Here is a 17,750-nt window from a genome sequence, read left to right as displayed (position 1 = left end):
CGCCTGTCTGCCCGCCCGGCGGGCGGCACCCCGGCAATGGGGCGGCGGTCTGCGCTCACGTCGTGCCAGCGCTTCATCCTCGGGCAAACCCTCGGTAATATTGGCGCCAAAATAAGCTAATATTTTTGCAACATTCTCCCCTTCCCCGACCTCACGGCGCCGCGCGCCGCTATCCGTCCATGACCCAGATCACCCAATTCCCCTTCGTATCGGTCTCCGGTACCCCCGAGGCTCGCGGCCGCGCCTATGGCCAGCAGGCCGCCGACCGCGTGCGCAAGAGCGCCGCCATGTACGGCCAGACGCTGGTCGATCTGGGTTATGACGCCATGGCGCGCACCCGCCTCATCGAAAGCTTCGCCCGCGAGATCGAGAACTTCGCGCCGCACTACCTCGAGGAAATGCGCGGCATCGCCGCCGGCGCCAACGTGCCCTTCGAAGACATCGTGATGGTCAACGCCCGCACCGAAGTCATCGCCAAGGCCCGCGCCGAAAAGAAGAAAGCCGCCGAACTCGAACCGGGCGACGGCTGCACCGGCGCCCTGATCCTGCCGACCCGCTCGGCCAACGGCCGCCTGATCCATGGGCAGAACTGGGACTGGCGCGCCGAATGCGCCGAGACCGCCATCGTGCTGCGCGTGCGCAACGACAACGGCCCGGACATTCTGACCTTCGTCGAGGCCGGCGGACTGGCCCGCAGCGGCCTGAACAGCGCCGGCGTGTCGATCACCGCCAACTACCTGGAATCCGACCGCGACTTCCGCCAGTTGGGCGTGCCGCTGTCGCTGATCCGCCGCAAGGTGCTGGAGCAGGAGCACTTCGCGCTGGCCATCAAGGCCGTCAGCACCACCCAGAAGTCGTGCTCGAACAACATCATGATCGGCATGGCCGCCGGCTTCGGCGTGGACTACGAGTGCACCACCGATGAAGCCTTCCCGATCTACCCGGGCGCCGACGACCTGATCGTGCACGCCAACCACTGGGTCAGCGAAGTCGCCCTGGGCAAGCTGCGCGACACCGGCCGCGCCAGCACCCCGGAGAGCGCCTACCGCGACTGGCGCGTGCGCCGCCTGCTGAACGAAAAGGACAAGCTGACGCGCGAAGACCTCAAGCGCGCGCTGTTCGACGACTTCGGCACGCCCTACTCGGTCTGCCGCCCGCCGCGCCCCGGCAGCCACGACAATCTGTCGGCCACCGTCGCCATGGTCGTCATGGAGCCGGCCGCCGGCCTGATGGAAGTGGCGCCCCTGCCGGCGCTGAACCGCACGTTTACCCGCTACAGCCTGGACGCCGATCCCGAGCTGCTGGCCGCGGCCTGAAGCTTTCCCGGTCCACTGACCGCCGGCGGCGGCCGGATCCCCCCGGCCGCCCTCGCAACCCCTGGAAACGCATCGATGAAAACAAAACTCCTGAATACCGCGGTTGCCCTGGCGCTGGGCGCGCTGGCAGGCTCCGCGCTGGCCCAGGCGCCCGCGCCGCTGCGCATCTCGTTCACCGCCGACATCCGCTCGACCGAGCCCGGCGTGAACCGCGACAGCAACAGCGACGCGGTGGTGCTGCACATCGTCGAGGGTCTGGTGGCCTACGGCGAGGATGCCGAAGTGCGCCCCCTGCTGGCCGAATCCATCGACATCAGCCCCGACGGCAAGACCTACACCTTCAAGCTGCGCCAGGGCGTCAAGTTCCACAACGGCGCGCCGCTGACCTCGGCCGACGTGCTCTGGACCTGGCAGCACTACACCGCCGCCAACGCCGGCTGGCGCTGCGCCAGCGAATTCGATGGCCGCGGCACCGTCAAGGTCACCGGCGTCGAGGCGCCCGACGCCCAGACCGTGGTCTACCACCTGGAAAAACCCAGCAGCCTGTTCCTGGCCTCGCTGGCGCGCGCCGACTGCGGCGGCACCGGCATCCTGCAGAAAGCCTCGGTCAAGGCCGACGGCACCTGGGACAAGCCCATCGGCACCGGCCCCTTCGTCTTCGCCGAATGGAAGCGTGGGGAATATGTGCGCCTGACCCGGTTCGCCGACTACGCCAACCGCGACGGCAAGCGCGACGGCTACACCGGCTCCAAGCGCCCCCTGGTCGATGAAGTGCGCTTCGTCATCGTGCCCGACGACTCCACCGCCAAGGCCGCCCTGCAACGCGGCAACATCGACATCATCGAGGACGTCTCCAACAATGACGTGCCGGTGCTGCAAGGCACCCCCAACGTCAAGGTCGCCTACGCGCCGGTCATGAGCATGACCGCGCTGCTGCTGCAGACCAGGGACCCGCTGCTGTCCAATCCCAAGCTGCGCCAGGCCCTGGCCCACGCCATCGACTACGACCAGTTGGCCGCCGCCGTCACCGAAGGCCTGGCCAAGCCCAACAACTCCATCGTCCCGCTGGTCTCGCCTTACCACGACGCCACCCAGAAGGAAGGCTGGAAATACGACCCGGCGCTGGCCCAGAAGCTGCTCAAGGAAGCCGGCTACAAGGGCCAGGAGATCGAGCTCATCACCACCAAGCGCTACCCGCAGTCGTACAACTCCGCCGTCATCATCCAGGCCATGCTGCAGGCCGTCGGCATCAACGCCAAGCTGTCCGTGTCCGAATGGGCCACCCAGCTCGACCGCTACAACGCCGGCACCTACCAGATGATGACCTTCCCGTACTCCGCCCGCCTGGACGCGGCGCTGAACTACGAAATGGTCACCGGCGACAAGGCCAAGCAGCCGCGCAAGGTCTGGGACAATCCCGACGCCCAGAAGCTCCTGGACGCCGCCTCGGTCGACACCGACCACGCCAAGCGCCAGGCCTCCTTCGACCAGCTGCACAAGCTGTTCCTGGCCGACGTCCCCAGCATCCCGCTCTACAACGGCCTGGACATCGGCGCCTTCCGCAGCGACATCCAGGGCTACACCCCCTGGGCCGTCAAGAAGCCGCGCGCCTGGGAAGTGGAGCGCGTGGCGAAGTAACCCGCGCAACGCCAAGCAAAGAGGCCGCGAAAAGCGGCCTCTTTGCATTGCAGCACATGATAGAAAAAAACCGCCCCGGCAACCGTCAAGCTTCAACGGTGGAGTCCGGGGCGGCGTTGGCCTGGCGTGCGCGGGGCGTGTAGATGCGCCCGAGGGAATCTGAAGGAACAGCCGCAGGCTGTGACGAAGATGACGAAGGGGAAGTCCGGAGCGAACGCTCCGGACCGCAATCGTAGCCCCGCGCACGCCAGGCCAACGCCGCCCCGGACGGCCCCAAAAAGAGACCGCCCGAAAAAAGCGACTTACTTGCCAACGATCTTGGTCTCCCAGGCCCGCGGCTTCCCCTCCCAGACCGAAAACCCCTGCACCCGCTTGTTGGTCGCCCAAGCATCCGCCCCGTTATAAAGCACCAACAAAGGCGTCTGCTCCAGCATCAACGCATGCAGTTGGTCAAACAGCTTCTGCCGCTTCGCCGGATCCGACTCCAGGAAGCTCTCATCGATCAGCTTCTGCGCCTCGGAATCATCCCAGACCTTGCGCGGCTGCTTGCTCTTGTCGCCCGCGAACTGCTCGAAACTCAGCGCCGGATCGATCCGCGACGAGAACGTGAACGAACTGATCTGGTACTTGCCCGTGTTGTAGCGGTCCAACTGCGTGGCCCATTCCAGCACCTCGATCTTGGCATTGATGCCCACCGCCTGCATCATCGCCTGCGCAATCACCGCCACCTGGTAGCTTGGCACATGCGCGCGCTTGTTGGCGTAGATCACGATCGGCTCGCCCTTGTAGCCCGCTTCCTTGAGCAACTGCTGCGCGCGCGCCGGATCGTATTTGTAGGTGCGCTTCTCGGCTTCCTGGTAATAGGCCGAGCCGGCATACACCGCCGAATTGTTCAACTGCCCCAGCCCTTCGGAAGCCGCCGCCACCACCTGCGGAATATCCAGCGCCGCCGCGATCGCCTGGCGCAGCTTGACGTTCTTTAGCACCGGATCCTGCGTCTGGAACAGCAGCGTGTGCTTGGTGGCGTCGTGCGGGCTCATCACCGACACCGCCGCATTGTTCTTCAGCTCGGCCACGTCGGTAATGGTGATCTGGCTCGCGTCGATCGCGCCCGACACCAGGCCGGCCTTGGCGGTCGACGGGTCCGGCACCACCAGGAAGCGGACCTCGTCGGCCAGCGGACGCTTGGCGCCGACGTAACCGTCCGGCTTGTCGCCGGCGCCGGGCGACACGTAGTCCTTGAACGCGGTCAGCAGCACGTACTCGCCGCGCTTCCATTCCTTGAACTGGTACGGGCCGGTGCCGACCGGCTGCTTCCACGAGCCATCGGCGTTGACCGAATCCTTGCTCAGGATCGCCGTCATGCCGCAGTCGGTGCGCGCCAGCGAATCGAGAAACACCGCCGACTTGCGGTCGATCTTGATGACGACCGTTTGCGGGTCCGGCGCAGTCACGTCCGTGACCTTCAGGCCGTTGCGGCCGTCGAAGTCGCTGCGGCAGCGCCAGTCCGTCTTCGGATCCATGTAGCGCTGCCAGCTCCAGAGCACGTCGGCCGATGTCAGCGTGGCGCCGTTGTGGAACTTGACGCCGTCGCGCAGCTTGAAGGTATAGGTCAGGCCGTCTTCGGACAGGTCGACCGACTTGGCCAGCAGCGGCGCCACCGTGCCGTTCTCCCGGTAACCCACCAGGCCCTCAACCATGTTCAGCACCACGCCGTCGGTGGTGTTGTCGCGGTTGACGCCCGGATTGGTCGAGCGGATGTCGGCCGGCTGGGCGATGGTCAGGGTAGCGGCCTGGGCCGCGCCCGCGGCGGCCAGGGCCAGGCTGAGCGCGAGCGCTCGGGAAACAGGAAGGTGGTGCATTGTGGAAATCCCCCGGGGGCATGCGGCGCCGGATTCATAACTATATTGGCGCCAAAAATAGCTGCCCATTATGAAGACTTGCGGCTGGGGCGGTATCCGGGGTATCCCTGAAGACGGCCCCGAAATGACCGCGGCGGCCTCCTTTTCAGGAAGGCCGCCGCGAAAACCGGGCCATCGCGCCCACGGGGGGTCAGGAAATGTCCTGCCCGACGTGCTGGGCGATGATCTTCTGCAGGCGCTTGACGTCGCGCGCTTCCAGCGCCTCGACCATGTCGAAGTGCTCCCGCGCCGAGATCTCGATGCGCGAACGCGTCACCCATTCCTTGGCGGGGGCCGCCGGGCCGCGCGCCCGGGTTTCCTGGATCAGCGCCGCCAATTCGCGGTTGGAGCACATGTCGTACATCCCGGCGTGAAACGCCAGGTTGACCTCGTACTGCTCCAGCAGGGTGCCGTCCTGCAACAGCTTGGAAAACCGCTCGGCCAGCGCGCGCAGGGCGCGCACCTTGGCCGCCGTGACGTTGGGCATCAGGTCGGCCGCCGCGCCGGTTTCCAGCAGCACGCGGATGTCGCGGATCTGCAGGTGCTGATCGGGGTCCATCGTATAAACGTGATAGCCCCGGTTCGGGATGTGGGCGATCAGCCGCTTGGCGGTCAATTGATCGAGCGCCCGCCGCACGTCCAGGCGCTTGGCGCCGTAGCGTTCCTGCAGATCGATCTGTTTCAGCCACGCGCCAGGGCCGTATACCCCCGACTGAATATCCAGGGCAATACGGTCAACCAGGCCCGGCTGTGTCGCCGCCGCTTTCGGCATGGACCACTCCCGTGAATCAAATCCAAACCGCGTATTTTATGCATAAGTCCGCGCCGCAACGGAACTTCCGCCCGGCGCGGACCCGTCCCCTCAGGCCGTAACTCGCGACGGCTCCGGCTGGTCCAGCCGCCAGCGCAGGCGCACGCCGCCGGTTTCGGTCGATTCCAGGGCCGGAATCGCCGACAGCAGGCTGCGGGTGTATTCCTCGCGCGGCTGATCGAACACCGTGTCGCGCGTGCCCTGCTCCACGATGCCGCCGTCGCGCATCACCACCACCCGGTCGGCCACCTGTTCCACCACGCCCAGGTCGTGGCTGATGAAGAGGCACGAGAATCCGTGGCGCTCCTGCAGGTCGGCGAACAGGTCCAGCACCTGTGCCCGCACCGTCACGTCCAGCGCCGACACCGGCTCGTCGGCAATGACGAAGGACGGCCGCCGCACCACCGCCCGGGCGATGGCCACGCGCTGGCGCTGGCCGCCGGACAGTTCGTGCGGAAAGCGCTTGGCGTATTCCGAGCCCAGGCCGACTTCGGCCAGCACTTCGTCGACGCGGCGGCGCTTGTCGGCGGCCGGCATGTCGACCAGCATGCGCAGGCCCTCGCCCACCAGCTCGCCGATGGTCATGCGCGGGTCGAGCGACGAATACGGGTCCTGGAACACCATCTGGCAGTTCAGGCGGTAGTCGCGCCAGGCCGGGGAACGGCGGCTGACCGGCTGGTCGCGGAACAGGATCTGGCCTGATGTCGGCGCCAGCAGGCCGGCGATGGCGCGGCCCAGCGTGGTCTTGCCCGACCCCGAGCCGCCCACCACCGCCACCACTTCGCGCGGCTTGACGTGCAGGTCGATGCCATTGAGCGCGCGCTTGGCGCCGGTGCGCGAGAACAGGCGCTGGTGGCCGGCGTAATCGACCACCAGGTTCCTGACCTCGACGATCGGCGCTTCCTGGATCGGCGGCCGCGCCGGCAGGCGGCGCGGCATGGCGTCCAGCAGCTTGCGGGTGTAGGGATGCTGCGGGCGCTCGAGGATGCCGGCGGTGGTGCCGGTTTCCAGCACCTTGCCATGCTGCATCACCACCATGCGTTCGGTGTAGCGCGCCACCATCGGCAGGTCGTGGCTGATCATCAGCACAGCGGTGTTGTGCTCGCGCGTCAGCTCGACCATCAGTTCCAGCACGTCGCGCTGCACCACCGCGTCAAGCGCGGTGGTGGGCTCGTCGGCGATCAGCAGCGCCGGCTCCAGCAGCATCACCGAGGCCAGCATCATGCGCTGGCGCATGCCGCCCGAGAACTCGTGCGGCCACGCCTCGACGGCGGCCTTCGGATCGCGGATGCCGACGCGGCGCAGCATCTCCAGGATGCGTTCGCGGCGCTGCGCCGTCGACAGGTCGCGGCGGTGCAGCTTGAGGCCCTCGTCCAACTGGCGTCCGATGGGCATGGACGGATTGAGCGAGGTCATGGGTTCCTGGAACACCATGCCGATGCGCGCGCCGCGCAGCTTGCGCAGCTCGGCCGGGCGGGCCTGGGTGACTTCCACGCCCTCGAAGCGGATCGAGCCGCCGGCCACCACCAGCGGCGGCGGCGTCAAGCCCATGATGGCGCGCGCCGCCTGGGTCTTGCCGCTGCCAGACTCGCCGACGATGCCGACCATTTCGCCCGGCGCCACCTCGAAGGACACGCCGCTGACGATCTCGCGACCGCCGCGGCCGACGGTCAGGGACAGATTCGATACGGTAACCAGTGCGCTCATTGCACGCCCCTCATGCGGGGATCGAGACGGTCACGCACCGCGTCGCCCAGCAGGTTGATCCCGAGCAGCGCGAGCGCGATGGCCAGGCCCGGAAGAATGGAAAGATAGGAGGCCTGTGCCATGAACGGCCGGGCGGCGGCCAGCATGTTGCCCCAGGTGGGCGCGGGCGGCGGCACGCCCAGGCCCAGGAACGACAGCGCGCTTTCCGCCAGGATCACCCAGCCGAACATCGAGGTCGCCAGCACCGTCAACGGCGCGACGCAGTTGGGCAGCACGTGGCGCACCATGGTGTAGAGCTCGGAGTTGCCCAGCACGCGCGAGGATTCGATGAACTCCTTCTCGCGCAGCGACAGCACCGTGCCGCGCACGATGCGCGTCACCGACGGCGTATAGGCCAGGCCCAGCGCCAGGATGATGCCGTACTTGTTGGCGCCGACCACGGCCAGCAGGCCCAGCGCCAGCAGCAGGCCGGGAAAGGCCAGCAGGGCGTTGTTGAAGGCCATGATGATGCGGTCGGTCCAGCCGCGCACGAAGCCGGTCAGGGTGCCGACAATGGTGCCGGCGATGATGGCGAAGCCCACCGTCAGCAGGCTGATCCAGACGCTGCTGGACGCGCCGGCGAGCAGGCGCGACAGTTCATCGCGGCCGAACTCGTCGGTGCCCAGCAGGAAATCGCCGCCGGGCGGCTTGAGCCGCGCCACGAAGTTGATCTTGAGCGGGTCGTGCGGCGTCCAGAAGGCGCCCATGATGGCCGCGACGAGCATCGCCGCCACGATCACGCCGCCTATCAGCGCGTTAGCTGCAATTCGCTTTTTCATTCGGCGGTCACTCTCGGGTCGAAGATGGGATAGCAGAGGTCGATCAGCAGGTTGACGATCACGTAGATCACGCCGACGAACAGCAGGCAGCCCTGGATCACGGGATAGTCGCGGGCGAAGATCGAATCCACCAGCAGCCGGCCCAGGCCGGGAATGGTGAACACGGTTTCGACCACGGCGATGCCGCCGAGCAGGTTGCCCAGCACCAGGCCGATCAGGGTCCAGGTGGGACCGAAGGCGTTGCGGAAGGCGTGGCGCATCAGCACCGCGGATTCCGACAGGCCCTTGGCGCGGGCGTGGGTGATGTAGTCCAGGCGCAGCACTTCCAGCGTGCTGGCGCGCGCCATGCGCATCAGCACGCCGATCTCGTGCAGGAACAGCGTCAGGATCGGCATGGCCAGGTACAGCAGGCCGGCCTTCCAGTCTTCGCCGATCGACACGTAGCCCACCACCGGCAGCCATTGCAGCTTCAGGCCGAAGAAGATCAGCAGCAGCAGGCCGAGCCAGAAGGTGGGAATGGACACCAGCAGCGTGGCGGTGCCGACCAGGATCAGGTCGGGCGCCTTGTTCTGCTTCCACGCGGCGATCATGCCGGCGGGCACGGCCACCAGGGCGGCGAACAGCACGGCCACCAGCACCACGCGGCCGCTGATCAGGAAACGGTCCCACACCAGCGGCAGCACGGGCTGGCCGGTGTTGATGGACGAACCCAGGTCGCCGTGCAGCATGTTGCCGAACCAGATGCCGAACTGGGTCGGCCAGGTCTGGTCCAGGCCCAGCCGCGCGCGCAGGTCGGCCAGGGCCGCCGGCGTGGCCAGGTCGCCCAGCAGCAATTGCGCGGGGTCGCCCGGGATCAGGCGGATCATGACGAACACCGCCACCGCCACGATCAGCAGTGTGGGAATGGCCATGACGATACGGGATAGCGCGAAACGCAGCATGGCCCTCTCCTATCGCGGCAGGCAGGCGCTCGCGCGCCCGCCGATCGGGTTGTCGACGTTATTCATTGCGCAGCTTGCGCAGTTCGGCGGCCAGGAAGTCCTGCACCTGGCCGACGCACTTCAGGCCGTCGTGGGGCACGTTGTCGACCACGTCCAGCACGGCCTTGACGCCAGCCGCCTCGAACGAGCGGCGCAGCGATTCCAGGCGCTCGGGACGCGTGGCGCCGGCGGAGTTGGCCCCGGGCATGAAGAACTTGCCGCCTTCGCGGTGGGTGATTTCCCAGGTCTCCAGGTCCGCCTTGCCGACGATCATGTGCACCGCGACCTGGCGCAGGGCCTCGATGTCGACGGCCTTGCCGAAGCGGGCCTCGGCGCCGCGCACGCCGACCCACCAGTCCTGGGTGGGGTCGAGCAGTGTGACCGAGCCGGGCGCGCCGATCGAGGTGGCCCACAGGGTTTCGGGGTGCAGCAGGGTGTAGCGGTTGACGAACTGGCCGCCGCCGGAATAGCCGAACAGGGCGAAGCGGCTGAAGTCACGGCCGAATTTCTCGCCGACTTCGGCGACCATGCCTTGCAGGATGTGGTCGTAGCGGATGTCGCCTTCGATCAGTTGCTTGAAGCCGTCGCGGTTGCCGTCGCCGAGCGGGCTGACGGGGAACAGCGGGCACAGCACGATGCAGTCGTTCCAGCGGGCGAATTCGGCGAAGGCGTCGCGGTATTCGACGAAGGCGCGGCCGGTGCCGTGCATGATGACGACCAGCTCCATGGGGTGTTTGGCCTGGTCGATGTGCGGGGGGACGTACATGCAGTACGAGAAGCGCGGGTCGATGCGCGAGGCGAAGACGGTGCTGTGGCCGAGGTCGTAGATGGCGCGGGCGCGGGCGGCGTCGGGGGCCAGGGCGGGTGCTGCGGTGGACTGCATGGTTTCCTCGATTCCCGGGCGGGGTGTGCCGGGGGGGGTGTTGCGGGCGGGTATGGTTGACTAAATTGGCGCCAATTTTAGGAACCAGGTGTGGGTGGGGGCAAGCGGGGGGAATCCCTAACGGGTGGTTCTTGACCTTGCCCCGGGGGGATGGGTCGGGCGGCTAGGGCTGTGGTTCTTTTGACGCGGGGTGGCCGGGCCGGGCGGAGGGCGGGGCTACGATTGCGGTCCGGAGCGTTCGCTCCGGACTGCCCCGGGCTCAACCTCGTCCGCCTTCGGCTCCCTTGTATCTTGATCCCTGGGATGGTTAGCTACCATTCCATGAGAGGCAGGTGAGTTTCTTTGGCTCCCGAGGGACTTAACCCTGTTCCGTAGACCAAACCCCTGTCTCTCACCTCTGACGCCATCGCGGACACTGGACGGTAGCCTAGGGCTGATTGACCCTGCATGCACAAGGTAAGTGGGCGCAGTTGGCATACTTTCTTGTATGAGGGGGTATGAACGATGATCTATCTGGGTATTGATGTCTCCAAGCTGAAGCTGGACTGCACGTTGTTGCTGGATCCAGAGAACGACAAGCGCAAGAGCAAGGTTGTGCCTAATAGTCGGGACGGAGTGCACGAACTGGTTCGATGGTGCGCCAAGCACGGGGTGGGAGCCGACCAGGCCCATGCCGTGCTGGAAGCCACGGGCCCGTATCACGAGCAGGCCGCCACGACGCTGCATGACGGCGGCATCGCGGTGTCGATCGCCAACCCGGCCAGCGTGCACGACTTCAGTCGGGCAATGGCGATGCGCTCCAAGACAGATGCACTCGATAGCCTGGTGTTGGCTCGTTATGGCGTGGCGATGAGGCCTGGTGCTTGGCAGCCCCGCCGGCACATGTGCGCGAGCTACGCGCCTTGATTACCCAGCTGGACGCGCTGTCCAAGGATCGGCTGCGCACGATGAACCGCCAAGAGAAGATCAAGGCCAGTTCGGCCTCGGAGCTGGTGGAGCGTTCGATCAGTGACACCCTGAGCTTCTATGACAAGGAGATCGCTCGCCTGGAGAAGGCCATCGATGACCACATCGACCGGCACCCTGACCTGAAGGACGACACCAAGCTGTTGTCCTCCATCCCCGGGGTCGGCCCGAAGGTGGCCAGAACCATGCTGCGAGTGATGCGCATGCACCAGTTCAAGTGCGCCGAGGATCTGGCGGCATATCTAGGCCTGGTGCCGGTGCGGAGACAGTCGGGCACGTCGCTACGCGGGCGCAGCCGCATGTCCAAGGCAGGTCCCGCTGATGTACGGGCCAAGGTGTATATGGCCGGCGTTGTTGCTTCCAAACACAACCCCCATGTGCGGGCGTTATATCAACGGCTGCTGGCGGCGGGCAAGACCAAGATGTCGGCGCTGGGTGCTTGCATGCGCAAGGTGGTACATCTGTGCTTCGGTGTGCTCAAGACGCGGCAGCCTTACAGACCTGACTACGCTTTTTCTACTTGACGGCCAAGACGGTATCTACGGATTCCCTCGGGCGCATCTACACGCCCCGCCATCCGCCCGGCCCGGCCACCCCGCTGCGTCAGCGCGTTTCGAGACGCCGCCGGGATGTGGCACGTGCTTGGGCTTCGTGGCGATGTTGTGTGGAGTAGGAAGATCTTGCGGGGTCGCCCAAGGCGGCCGCGCGGGCGGCCTTTTTGGGCGTTCAGCGGTGCGGCGTCGACGTCCGGGTTTGCGGAGATGACGTAGGCGTCGTCAACAGGAAGGGCAGAGACAAGAGCGGCGATTTTGCGCTCTGGGAGGGACGGTCGCAAAGATGGGCGGCGAGGCTCAATCGAGCTTGTAGCTTTTCAGGTGGATGCTGGTTTCCGTGGCGGAGATGGCCTTGATGAGGCGGACGCGATCCAGGACGCGGGACATTTCCTCGATGTTGGCGACGCGCAGTTCGGCCAGCAGGTCCCAGCGGCCGTTGGTGTCGTGCAGGGCGACGACGGCGGGGTCGCCCAGGAGGATGCTGACGACGCGGCGGGTTTCGTTGCCGTCGACGGCGATGTTCATCCAGGCGCCGATCTGGTCGGGTTGGGATTCGGGGCGCAGCCGGACGGTGTAGCCGACGATGATGCCCTCGTCTTCCATGCGGGCGATGCGGTTGTTGATGGTGCCCCTTGATACGTCGAGCTTCTTGGCCAGGGTCGCGACGGTTGCGCGAGCGTCGGCGCGCAACAGACCCAGCAATTGCTGATCGAGTGTGTCCATGATTGTTCCCGCTAAAAATTGGCGCCAATTTCACATCTTATACGGATTCGACGCGATGCCGGCGCGCGCCATCGGGCGCACGGGCCTGGCGGGCGATGGCGTGTTTTTGCCACGACCCCAATTTACCGCGTTTGGATTGGCGCCAATTTTTGCTATATTTCGGGCCGGTCGGGCAAGGTCCGACTCGGCTCGTGAGCGCCCCTGGTAGTGGTCCGCGCCGAACCAGTAAAGATTCTCAATGTGATTGACGCTCGTATTAATGACGCGCGCCCTCCCCCGCTTCCTGGACTTCCGATGCCGATTCCTTTTCCCCCGCGACGCCTGGCGCTCGCGCTGGCCATGCTGACGCTGGCCGCCCACAGCCAGGCGCAGACCGCGGCAGACGCCGCGCCCGCCGACAACACCCTGGGCGCGATCAGCGTCGTGGGCGACTGGCTGGAAAACCCGAATGAAGAGAAGGTGCTTGAACATGGCGGCGCGCGCACGATCATCGAGCGTTCGTCGTTCCAGGACACCGGCGCGACCAACGTGCGCGATGTGTTGCGCCGCGTGCCGGGCGTGCAGGTGCAGGAAAGCAATGGCACGGGCGGCAGCGATGTGTCGCTGAACGTGGGCGTGCGCGGGCTGACCTCGCGCCTGTCGCCGCGCTCGACCATTCTGATGGACGGCATTCCGCTGGCGGTGGCGCCCTACGGCCAGCCGCAGTTGTCGATGGCGCCGGTGTCGCTGGGCAACCTGTCGGCGGTGGACGTGGTGCGCGGCGCGGGCTCGGTGCGCTATGGCCCGCAGAACGTGGGCGGCATCATCAACTTCGTGACGCGCGCGATTCCGCGGGACTTCACCGCCGACGCCACGGTCGAGACCGACATGTACAGCCACGGCGGCGTGAAGACCTCGCCCAGCGCATTCATCGGCGGCACCAACGAACGCGGCCTGGGCGGCGCACTGCTTTATTCCGGCACGCACGGCAACGGCTTTCGCGAGAGCAACGACCGCGTGGACATCGATGACGTGATGCTCAAGGGCACCTATCGCATCGGCGCCGACGACAGCGTGTCGGCCGCGCTGCATCACTATGAAGGCCGCGCCGGCATGCCGGGCGGGCTGACCGCCCGGCAGTATTCCGAGGACCCGTTCCAGTCCACCCGGCCTTACGACAACTTCACCGGCCGCCGCACCGACGCCTCGTTCCGCTACAACCACGATGACGGCATCAACAAGTTCGAGCTGCTCACCTACTACACCGACAGCTTCCGCGGCAGCAGTATCGAGACGGAGGGCACCGGCGCCAACGCCGGCAAGCGCCGCCTGACCTTCAACCCGCGCAACTATCACACCTTCGCGATCGAGCCGCGCTATTCGCGCCTGTTTCGCGGCGCCGACGTGACGCAGGAGATCAGCGTGGGCTACCGCTACCTGAAGGAAGCCAGCGACGAGCGCGCCTCGCGCACCGCGTTCTACGTGCCGGACAGCGGCTTCGACGCGCCCAACGCGCCCAATCCGCAGTACCAGTACCGCACCGGCGGCACCACGGCGCATGCGGTCTACATCGATGACACCATCAACGTGGGCAACTGGACCATCACGCCGGGCCTGCGCTATGAATTCATCGACTCGTTCCTGAACGACAAGTCCAATCCCGCGGCCAGGACCCATACCAGCATCAAGTCCGAAGAACCCCTGCCCTCGCTGTCGGTGGTCTACCACGTCAGCGAACAATGGAGCGTGTTCGCCAACGCCGGCCAGTCATTCGGCCCGCTGCAGTACTTCCAGATCGCCTCGACCACCAACGGCCTGCATCCGGAAAAGGCCACCACCTATGAAGTGGGCACGCATTTCAATAGCGGCGGCTGGAAGGGCGAGCTGACGCTGTTCAACATCGACTTCGACGACGAACTGCAATTGCGCGGCGGCACCAACGGCGGTTCGGACGCCTGGACCAACCTGGGCGCCACCCGCCACCGCGGGCTGGAGACCGGGCTGTCGTACGACCTGGGCGAACTGTCGGCGGCGCTGTCGGGCCTGTCGTTGTACGGCACCTATACCTACACCCAGGCCACCTACAAGGCCGGCGTGTTCGAGGGCCGCGACCTGCCCTTCTATTCGCGCAACGTGGCCTCGCTGGGCGCGCGCTACACGCGCAATCAGTGGACCTTCAACGTCGACACCTTCCTGCAGTCCAAGCAGCGGTCGCCCGGCGCGCCCGACCCCGGCGCCCGCTACCAGACCGAGGAAAGCGCCAACGGCGCCTACGGCGACATTCCGGGCTACGGCACGGTGCACGTTCGCGCCGCCTACGACTTCGGCAAGCAGATGCACAACCTGAACCTCGCGCTGGGGGTGAAGAACCTGTTCGACAAGCGCTACTTCACGCGCTCCACCGACAACAACGCGGGCAAGTACGTGGGCATGCCGCGCACGGTGTACCTGCAGGCGTCGCTGGCGTATTGATCGGGCGCCGGCGCATGCGGCGCCGCTTCGGCGCATGCGCCGGCGGCACGGCGGGCCGCCCCCGCGTGTTCATCGCGGGATCGCGGCGCCGCTATTTGCCCAACAGGCGCTTGACGCCAGCGACCACGCCCAGCGTCACCGCCCCGGCAACGATGCCGAACAGGGCGCTGAGCAGGGTCGACACCAAGGGCGGCAGCAGGCCGCCGCCGCTAGCCGCCGCGACGTGTTCGATGGCCGCGCCCAGCGGCGCGATGCCGTGCGTCAGGATGCCGCCGCCGACCATGAACATGGCGGCGGTGCCCACCACCGACAAGGTCTTCATCAGGTAGGGCGCGGCCGCCACGATGCGCTTGCCGAACCAGGCGGCCAGCGCGGCGCGGCGGGCGCTCAGGTAAAGGCCCAGGTCGTCGAGCTTGACGATGCCCGCCACCAGGCCGTAGACCCCCACCGTCATGACCAGGGCGATGCCGGCCAGCACCACCGTCTGGCGCAGCAGATCGGCGCCGGCCACCGCCCCCAGGGTGATGGCGATGATCTCCGCCGAGAGGATGAAGTCGGTGCGCACCGCGCCCTTGATCTTGTCGCGCTCGAACGCCACCATGTCCACCGCGGCGTCCTGCAGCGCCTCGGCGCGGGCGGCGTGATAGCCCTCGGCGGTCTCGCCGTGCGGCAGGAACTTGTGGGCCAGCTTCTCGACGCCCTCGAAACACAGGAACAGGCCGCCGGCCATCAGCAGCGGCGTCACGGCCCACGGCGCGAACGCGCTGATCACCAGGGCCGACGGCACCAGGATGAGCTTGTTGATGAGCGAGCCCTTGGCCACCGCCCACACCACCGGCAGTTCACGATTGACCGGCACGCCCGAGACCTGCTGCGCATTCAGCGCCAGGTCGTCGCCCAGCACCCCGGCGGTTTTCTTGGCCGCCACCTTGGTCATGACGGAGACGTCGTCCAGGATGGTGGCGATGTCGTCGAACAGTGCGAAGAAGCTGCTGCCTGCCATGGCGGATTCCGCAAAGTGGAGATGCCCGAGTGTACAGGCGCCCGCCGGCCAGCAGACGCGTCCCGGACATGGCCGTTTCCGCCCGTTACCTGTCCGGAGGCGGCGTGGGCGCCCACCCGCTGTCCGCGTATGCTGGCCACCAGTCCGCCCGAAGGAGACTTTCATGCTCGAATTGCGCCCTAGTTGTGAACACTGCGACGTCGACCTGCCGCCGGCCTCGACCGAGGCCCGCATCTGCAGCTTTGAATGCACCTTCTGCGCGCGCTGCGCCGACGAGGTGCTGGGCAACGTCTGCCCGAATTGCGGCGGCGGCTTCGCGCCACGGCCGGTGCGGCCGGCCACGGACCGGCGCAATGGCAATTTCCTGGGCAGGTATCCGGCGGCGGCCGAGCGCAAGCACCGCCCGGCCGACCTGGCCGCTCACGCCGCGCTGCGGCAGGCGCTGCGCGGCATCCTCGCGCAGGACCGCTAGCGCCCCATCACGTCGAACACAACGAAGGGCCACGCCACGCGTCCGCGTGCCGCAAGTGGCGTCGTCCCACCGTTGAACGACATGGCGCGGCCGGCGGGCCCCGGCGTTCAGGGACCCGGGATCTGCTTCAGGCAGACATTGACCACGGCCATCACCTGCGCGCCCAGCTTCTCGCTTTCGGCGTTGTTGACGTGCGTGGCCAGCAGCTCGTCATAGCGCAGAAAATCCTTCACCGGCACCTTGGACTGCAGGCCATCCATCACGCACTGGCAATAGCCCTTGGCCTTGGCGTCGACGTCGCTGGCGGCGATAGCGGGCGGCGCCTTCGCCTTGAAGGCTTCCAGGCAGGAACCGTAGGTGGCGCGCTGCACTTCGGGCGGGTATTCCGTCTTCTTGCCGCAAGCGACCAACAGCAGCAAAGCCGTTGCGCCCGCGCCCAGGGCGGCGCGGCGGGACCGGACTCTCATGGCGTTCCTCTGTATTCGATCGACCAGCGCCGATTGTGGCACGGCCCAGGCGCGGCCGCATGCCAGCGCGACCGCCTCGCCGGTGCGGCCTGAGAAGACGCCAGAACCGCCCCTTCAGGCCCGACCCGCCGAAAACGCAAGAACCGGATAGCGCGACCGACGCGGTCTGCCTATCGTTGCGGCTCATTTCTTCCAGGAGGAACCATCATGCAGCAACTGATCGGCAAGGTCGCCATCATCACGGGCGCCAGTTCGGGCATCGGTTACGAGACGGCCAAGCTGTTCGCGCGCGAGGGCGCGGACCTGGTCCTGGTGGCGCGGCGCCAAACCGAACTGGAACGCCTGGTGGCGGACATCGAACGCGACGGCGGCCGCGCCGTGCCGCTGGCCGGCGACGTGCGCGACGAGGCGGTGGCCGAAGCGGCCGTCGCCGCCGCCGAATCCCACTACGGCGGCCTGGACATCGCCTTCAACAATGCCGGCATGACCGGCGACGCCATGCCGCTGCACCAGGTTACGCCGGCGCAGTGGCGCACCATCCTGGACACCAACCTGGGCAGCGCCTTCCTCGGCGCGCGCCACCAGATCCCGGCCTTGTTGCGGCGCGGCGGCGGCTCGCTGGTCTTCACGTCCACGTTCGTCGGCCATACCGCGGGATTTCCGGGCATGGGCGCCTATGCCGCCAGCAAGGCCGGCCTGATCGGCCTGGTCCAGGCCATCGCCGTGGAATACGGCGCCCAGGGCATCCGCGCCAACGCCCTGCTGCCCGGCGGCACCGACACGCCGATGGGCCGCGCCTCGATGGACTCGCCCGAGGCGCGCCGCTACATCGAAGGCCTGCACGCGCTCAAGCGCCTGGCCACGCCGGCCGAGATCGCGCGCTCGGCTCTGTACCTGGCCTCGGACGCGTCCAGCTTCACCACCGGCACGGCATTGCTGGTGGATGGCGGGGTGTCGGTCAATCGGGGGTGAGCGCCGCCGTGGACATTCTCGCGCCGCAGACGCTCGGCGAAGAATCAGTCGATTGTCCTAGAAACACGCAACAAGCTTGATACGTGTG

Annotated in this window: 14 protein-coding genes and 1 pseudogene; 6 read left to right on the top strand and 9 right to left on the bottom strand. The window is 67.0% G+C overall.

The window, feature by feature from the left end; all coding sequences use genetic code 11:
• The first annotated feature begins 179 nt into the window (after nt 1–179).
• Together AAID08_RS06035 and AAID08_RS06030 are read left to right on the top strand one after the other, a co-directional pair.
• Nucleotides 180–1,316 carry a C45 family peptidase gene (locus AAID08_RS06035; protein ID WP_054501626.1) on the top strand — a complete coding sequence of 379 codons (1,137 nt, stop codon included), beginning with the start codon at nt 180–182 and terminating at the stop codon, nt 1,314–1,316.
• A gap of 75 nt (nt 1,317–1,391) precedes the next feature.
• Nucleotides 1,392–2,954 carry an ABC transporter substrate-binding protein gene (locus AAID08_RS06030; RefSeq protein WP_144654927.1) on the top strand — a complete coding sequence of 521 codons (1,563 nt, stop codon included), beginning with the start codon at nt 1,392–1,394 and terminating at the stop codon, nt 2,952–2,954.
• A 302-nt stretch (nt 2,955–3,256) separates the two neighbouring features.
• Here AAID08_RS06030 and AAID08_RS06025 read toward each other — a convergent pair whose 3' ends face one another.
• From AAID08_RS06025 to AAID08_RS06000, 6 genes are all read right to left on the bottom strand, one after another.
• Nucleotides 3,257–4,816 carry an ABC transporter substrate-binding protein gene (locus tag AAID08_RS06025; protein ID WP_395757459.1) on the bottom strand — a complete coding sequence of 520 codons (1,560 nt, stop codon included), beginning with the start codon at nt 4,814–4,816 and terminating at the stop codon, nt 3,257–3,259.
• Between the two features lie 190 nt (nt 4,817–5,006).
• Nucleotides 5,007–5,627: a GntR family transcriptional regulator gene (locus tag AAID08_RS06020; RefSeq protein ID WP_049071990.1), complete on the bottom strand. Its 621-nt coding sequence runs from the start codon at nt 5,625–5,627 to the stop codon at nt 5,007–5,009.
• Nucleotides 5,628–5,717: 90 nt separating this feature from the next.
• Nucleotides 5,718–7,373 (bottom strand): ABC transporter ATP-binding protein, encoded by a 1,656-nt coding sequence (locus AAID08_RS06015; RefSeq protein WP_064522936.1) that lies wholly within the window; start codon nt 7,371–7,373, stop codon nt 5,718–5,720.
• The gene (locus tag AAID08_RS06010) at nt 7,370–8,191 is read right to left on the bottom strand and encodes an ABC transporter permease (RefSeq protein WP_049071983.1); all 822 of its coding nucleotides are present in this window, start codon (nt 8,189–8,191) and stop codon (nt 7,370–7,372) included. The genes AAID08_RS06015 and AAID08_RS06010 overlap by 4 nt, the downstream gene beginning before the upstream one ends.
• Nucleotides 8,188–9,132 (bottom strand): ABC transporter permease, encoded by a 945-nt coding sequence (locus tag AAID08_RS06005; RefSeq protein WP_006393367.1) that lies wholly within the window; start codon nt 9,130–9,132, stop codon nt 8,188–8,190. The genes AAID08_RS06010 and AAID08_RS06005 overlap by 4 nt, the downstream gene beginning before the upstream one ends.
• A gap of 58 nt (nt 9,133–9,190) precedes the next feature.
• The gene (locus AAID08_RS06000) at nt 9,191–10,054 is read right to left on the bottom strand and encodes a hydrolase (RefSeq protein ID WP_054501630.1); all 864 of its coding nucleotides are present in this window, start codon (nt 10,052–10,054) and stop codon (nt 9,191–9,193) included.
• Between the two features lie 504 nt (nt 10,055–10,558).
• Between AAID08_RS06000 and AAID08_RS05995 the strand changes: the two are divergent.
• Nucleotides 10,559–11,544, top strand: a pseudogene (locus AAID08_RS05995) (IS110 family transposase).
• 327 nt (nt 11,545–11,871) lie between these two features.
• Here the strand turns inward: AAID08_RS05995 and AAID08_RS05990 are convergent.
• Nucleotides 11,872–12,297 (bottom strand): Lrp/AsnC family transcriptional regulator, encoded by a 426-nt coding sequence (locus AAID08_RS05990; protein ID WP_047992161.1) that lies wholly within the window; start codon nt 12,295–12,297, stop codon nt 11,872–11,874.
• Nucleotides 12,298–12,591: 294 nt separating this feature from the next.
• Between AAID08_RS05990 and AAID08_RS05985 the strand changes: the two genes are divergently transcribed.
• The gene (locus AAID08_RS05985) at nt 12,592–14,748 is read left to right on the top strand and encodes a TonB-dependent receptor family protein (protein WP_395757458.1); all 2,157 of its coding nucleotides are present in this window, start codon (nt 12,592–12,594) and stop codon (nt 14,746–14,748) included.
• Nucleotides 14,749–14,839: 91 nt separating this feature from the next.
• Here AAID08_RS05985 and AAID08_RS05980 read toward each other — a convergent pair whose 3' ends face one another.
• Nucleotides 14,840–15,751: a DUF808 domain-containing protein gene (locus AAID08_RS05980; RefSeq protein ID WP_269873259.1), complete on the bottom strand. Its 912-nt coding sequence runs from the start codon at nt 15,749–15,751 to the stop codon at nt 14,840–14,842.
• 163 nt (nt 15,752–15,914) lie between these two features.
• On the opposite strand from AAID08_RS05980, the gene AAID08_RS05975 reads away from it, so the two are divergent.
• Complete coding sequence (locus AAID08_RS05975; RefSeq protein ID WP_064523129.1) at nt 15,915–16,223, top strand: DUF1272 domain-containing protein; 309 nt, start codon at nt 15,915–15,917, stop codon at nt 16,221–16,223.
• A gap of 107 nt (nt 16,224–16,330) precedes the next feature.
• Here AAID08_RS05975 and AAID08_RS05970 read toward each other — a convergent pair whose 3' ends face one another.
• Nucleotides 16,331–16,690 carry a hypothetical protein gene (locus AAID08_RS05970; protein ID WP_175142134.1) on the bottom strand — a complete coding sequence of 120 codons (360 nt, stop codon included), beginning with the start codon at nt 16,688–16,690 and terminating at the stop codon, nt 16,331–16,333.
• Nucleotides 16,691–16,897: 207 nt separating this feature from the next.
• On the opposite strand from AAID08_RS05970, the gene AAID08_RS05965 reads away from it, so the two are divergent.
• Nucleotides 16,898–17,662 (top strand): SDR family oxidoreductase, encoded by a 765-nt coding sequence (locus AAID08_RS05965; RefSeq protein ID WP_175142133.1) that lies wholly within the window; start codon nt 16,898–16,900, stop codon nt 17,660–17,662.
• Nucleotides 17,663–17,750 lie beyond the last annotated feature (88 nt).

Origin of the sequence: Achromobacter sp. EB05, assembly GCF_044232075.1 — a bacterium.
GTDB lineage: Bacteria > Pseudomonadota > Gammaproteobacteria > Burkholderiales > Burkholderiaceae_B > Achromobacter > Achromobacter dolens.
This window is presented reverse-complemented; position numbering and strand designations above follow the sequence as displayed.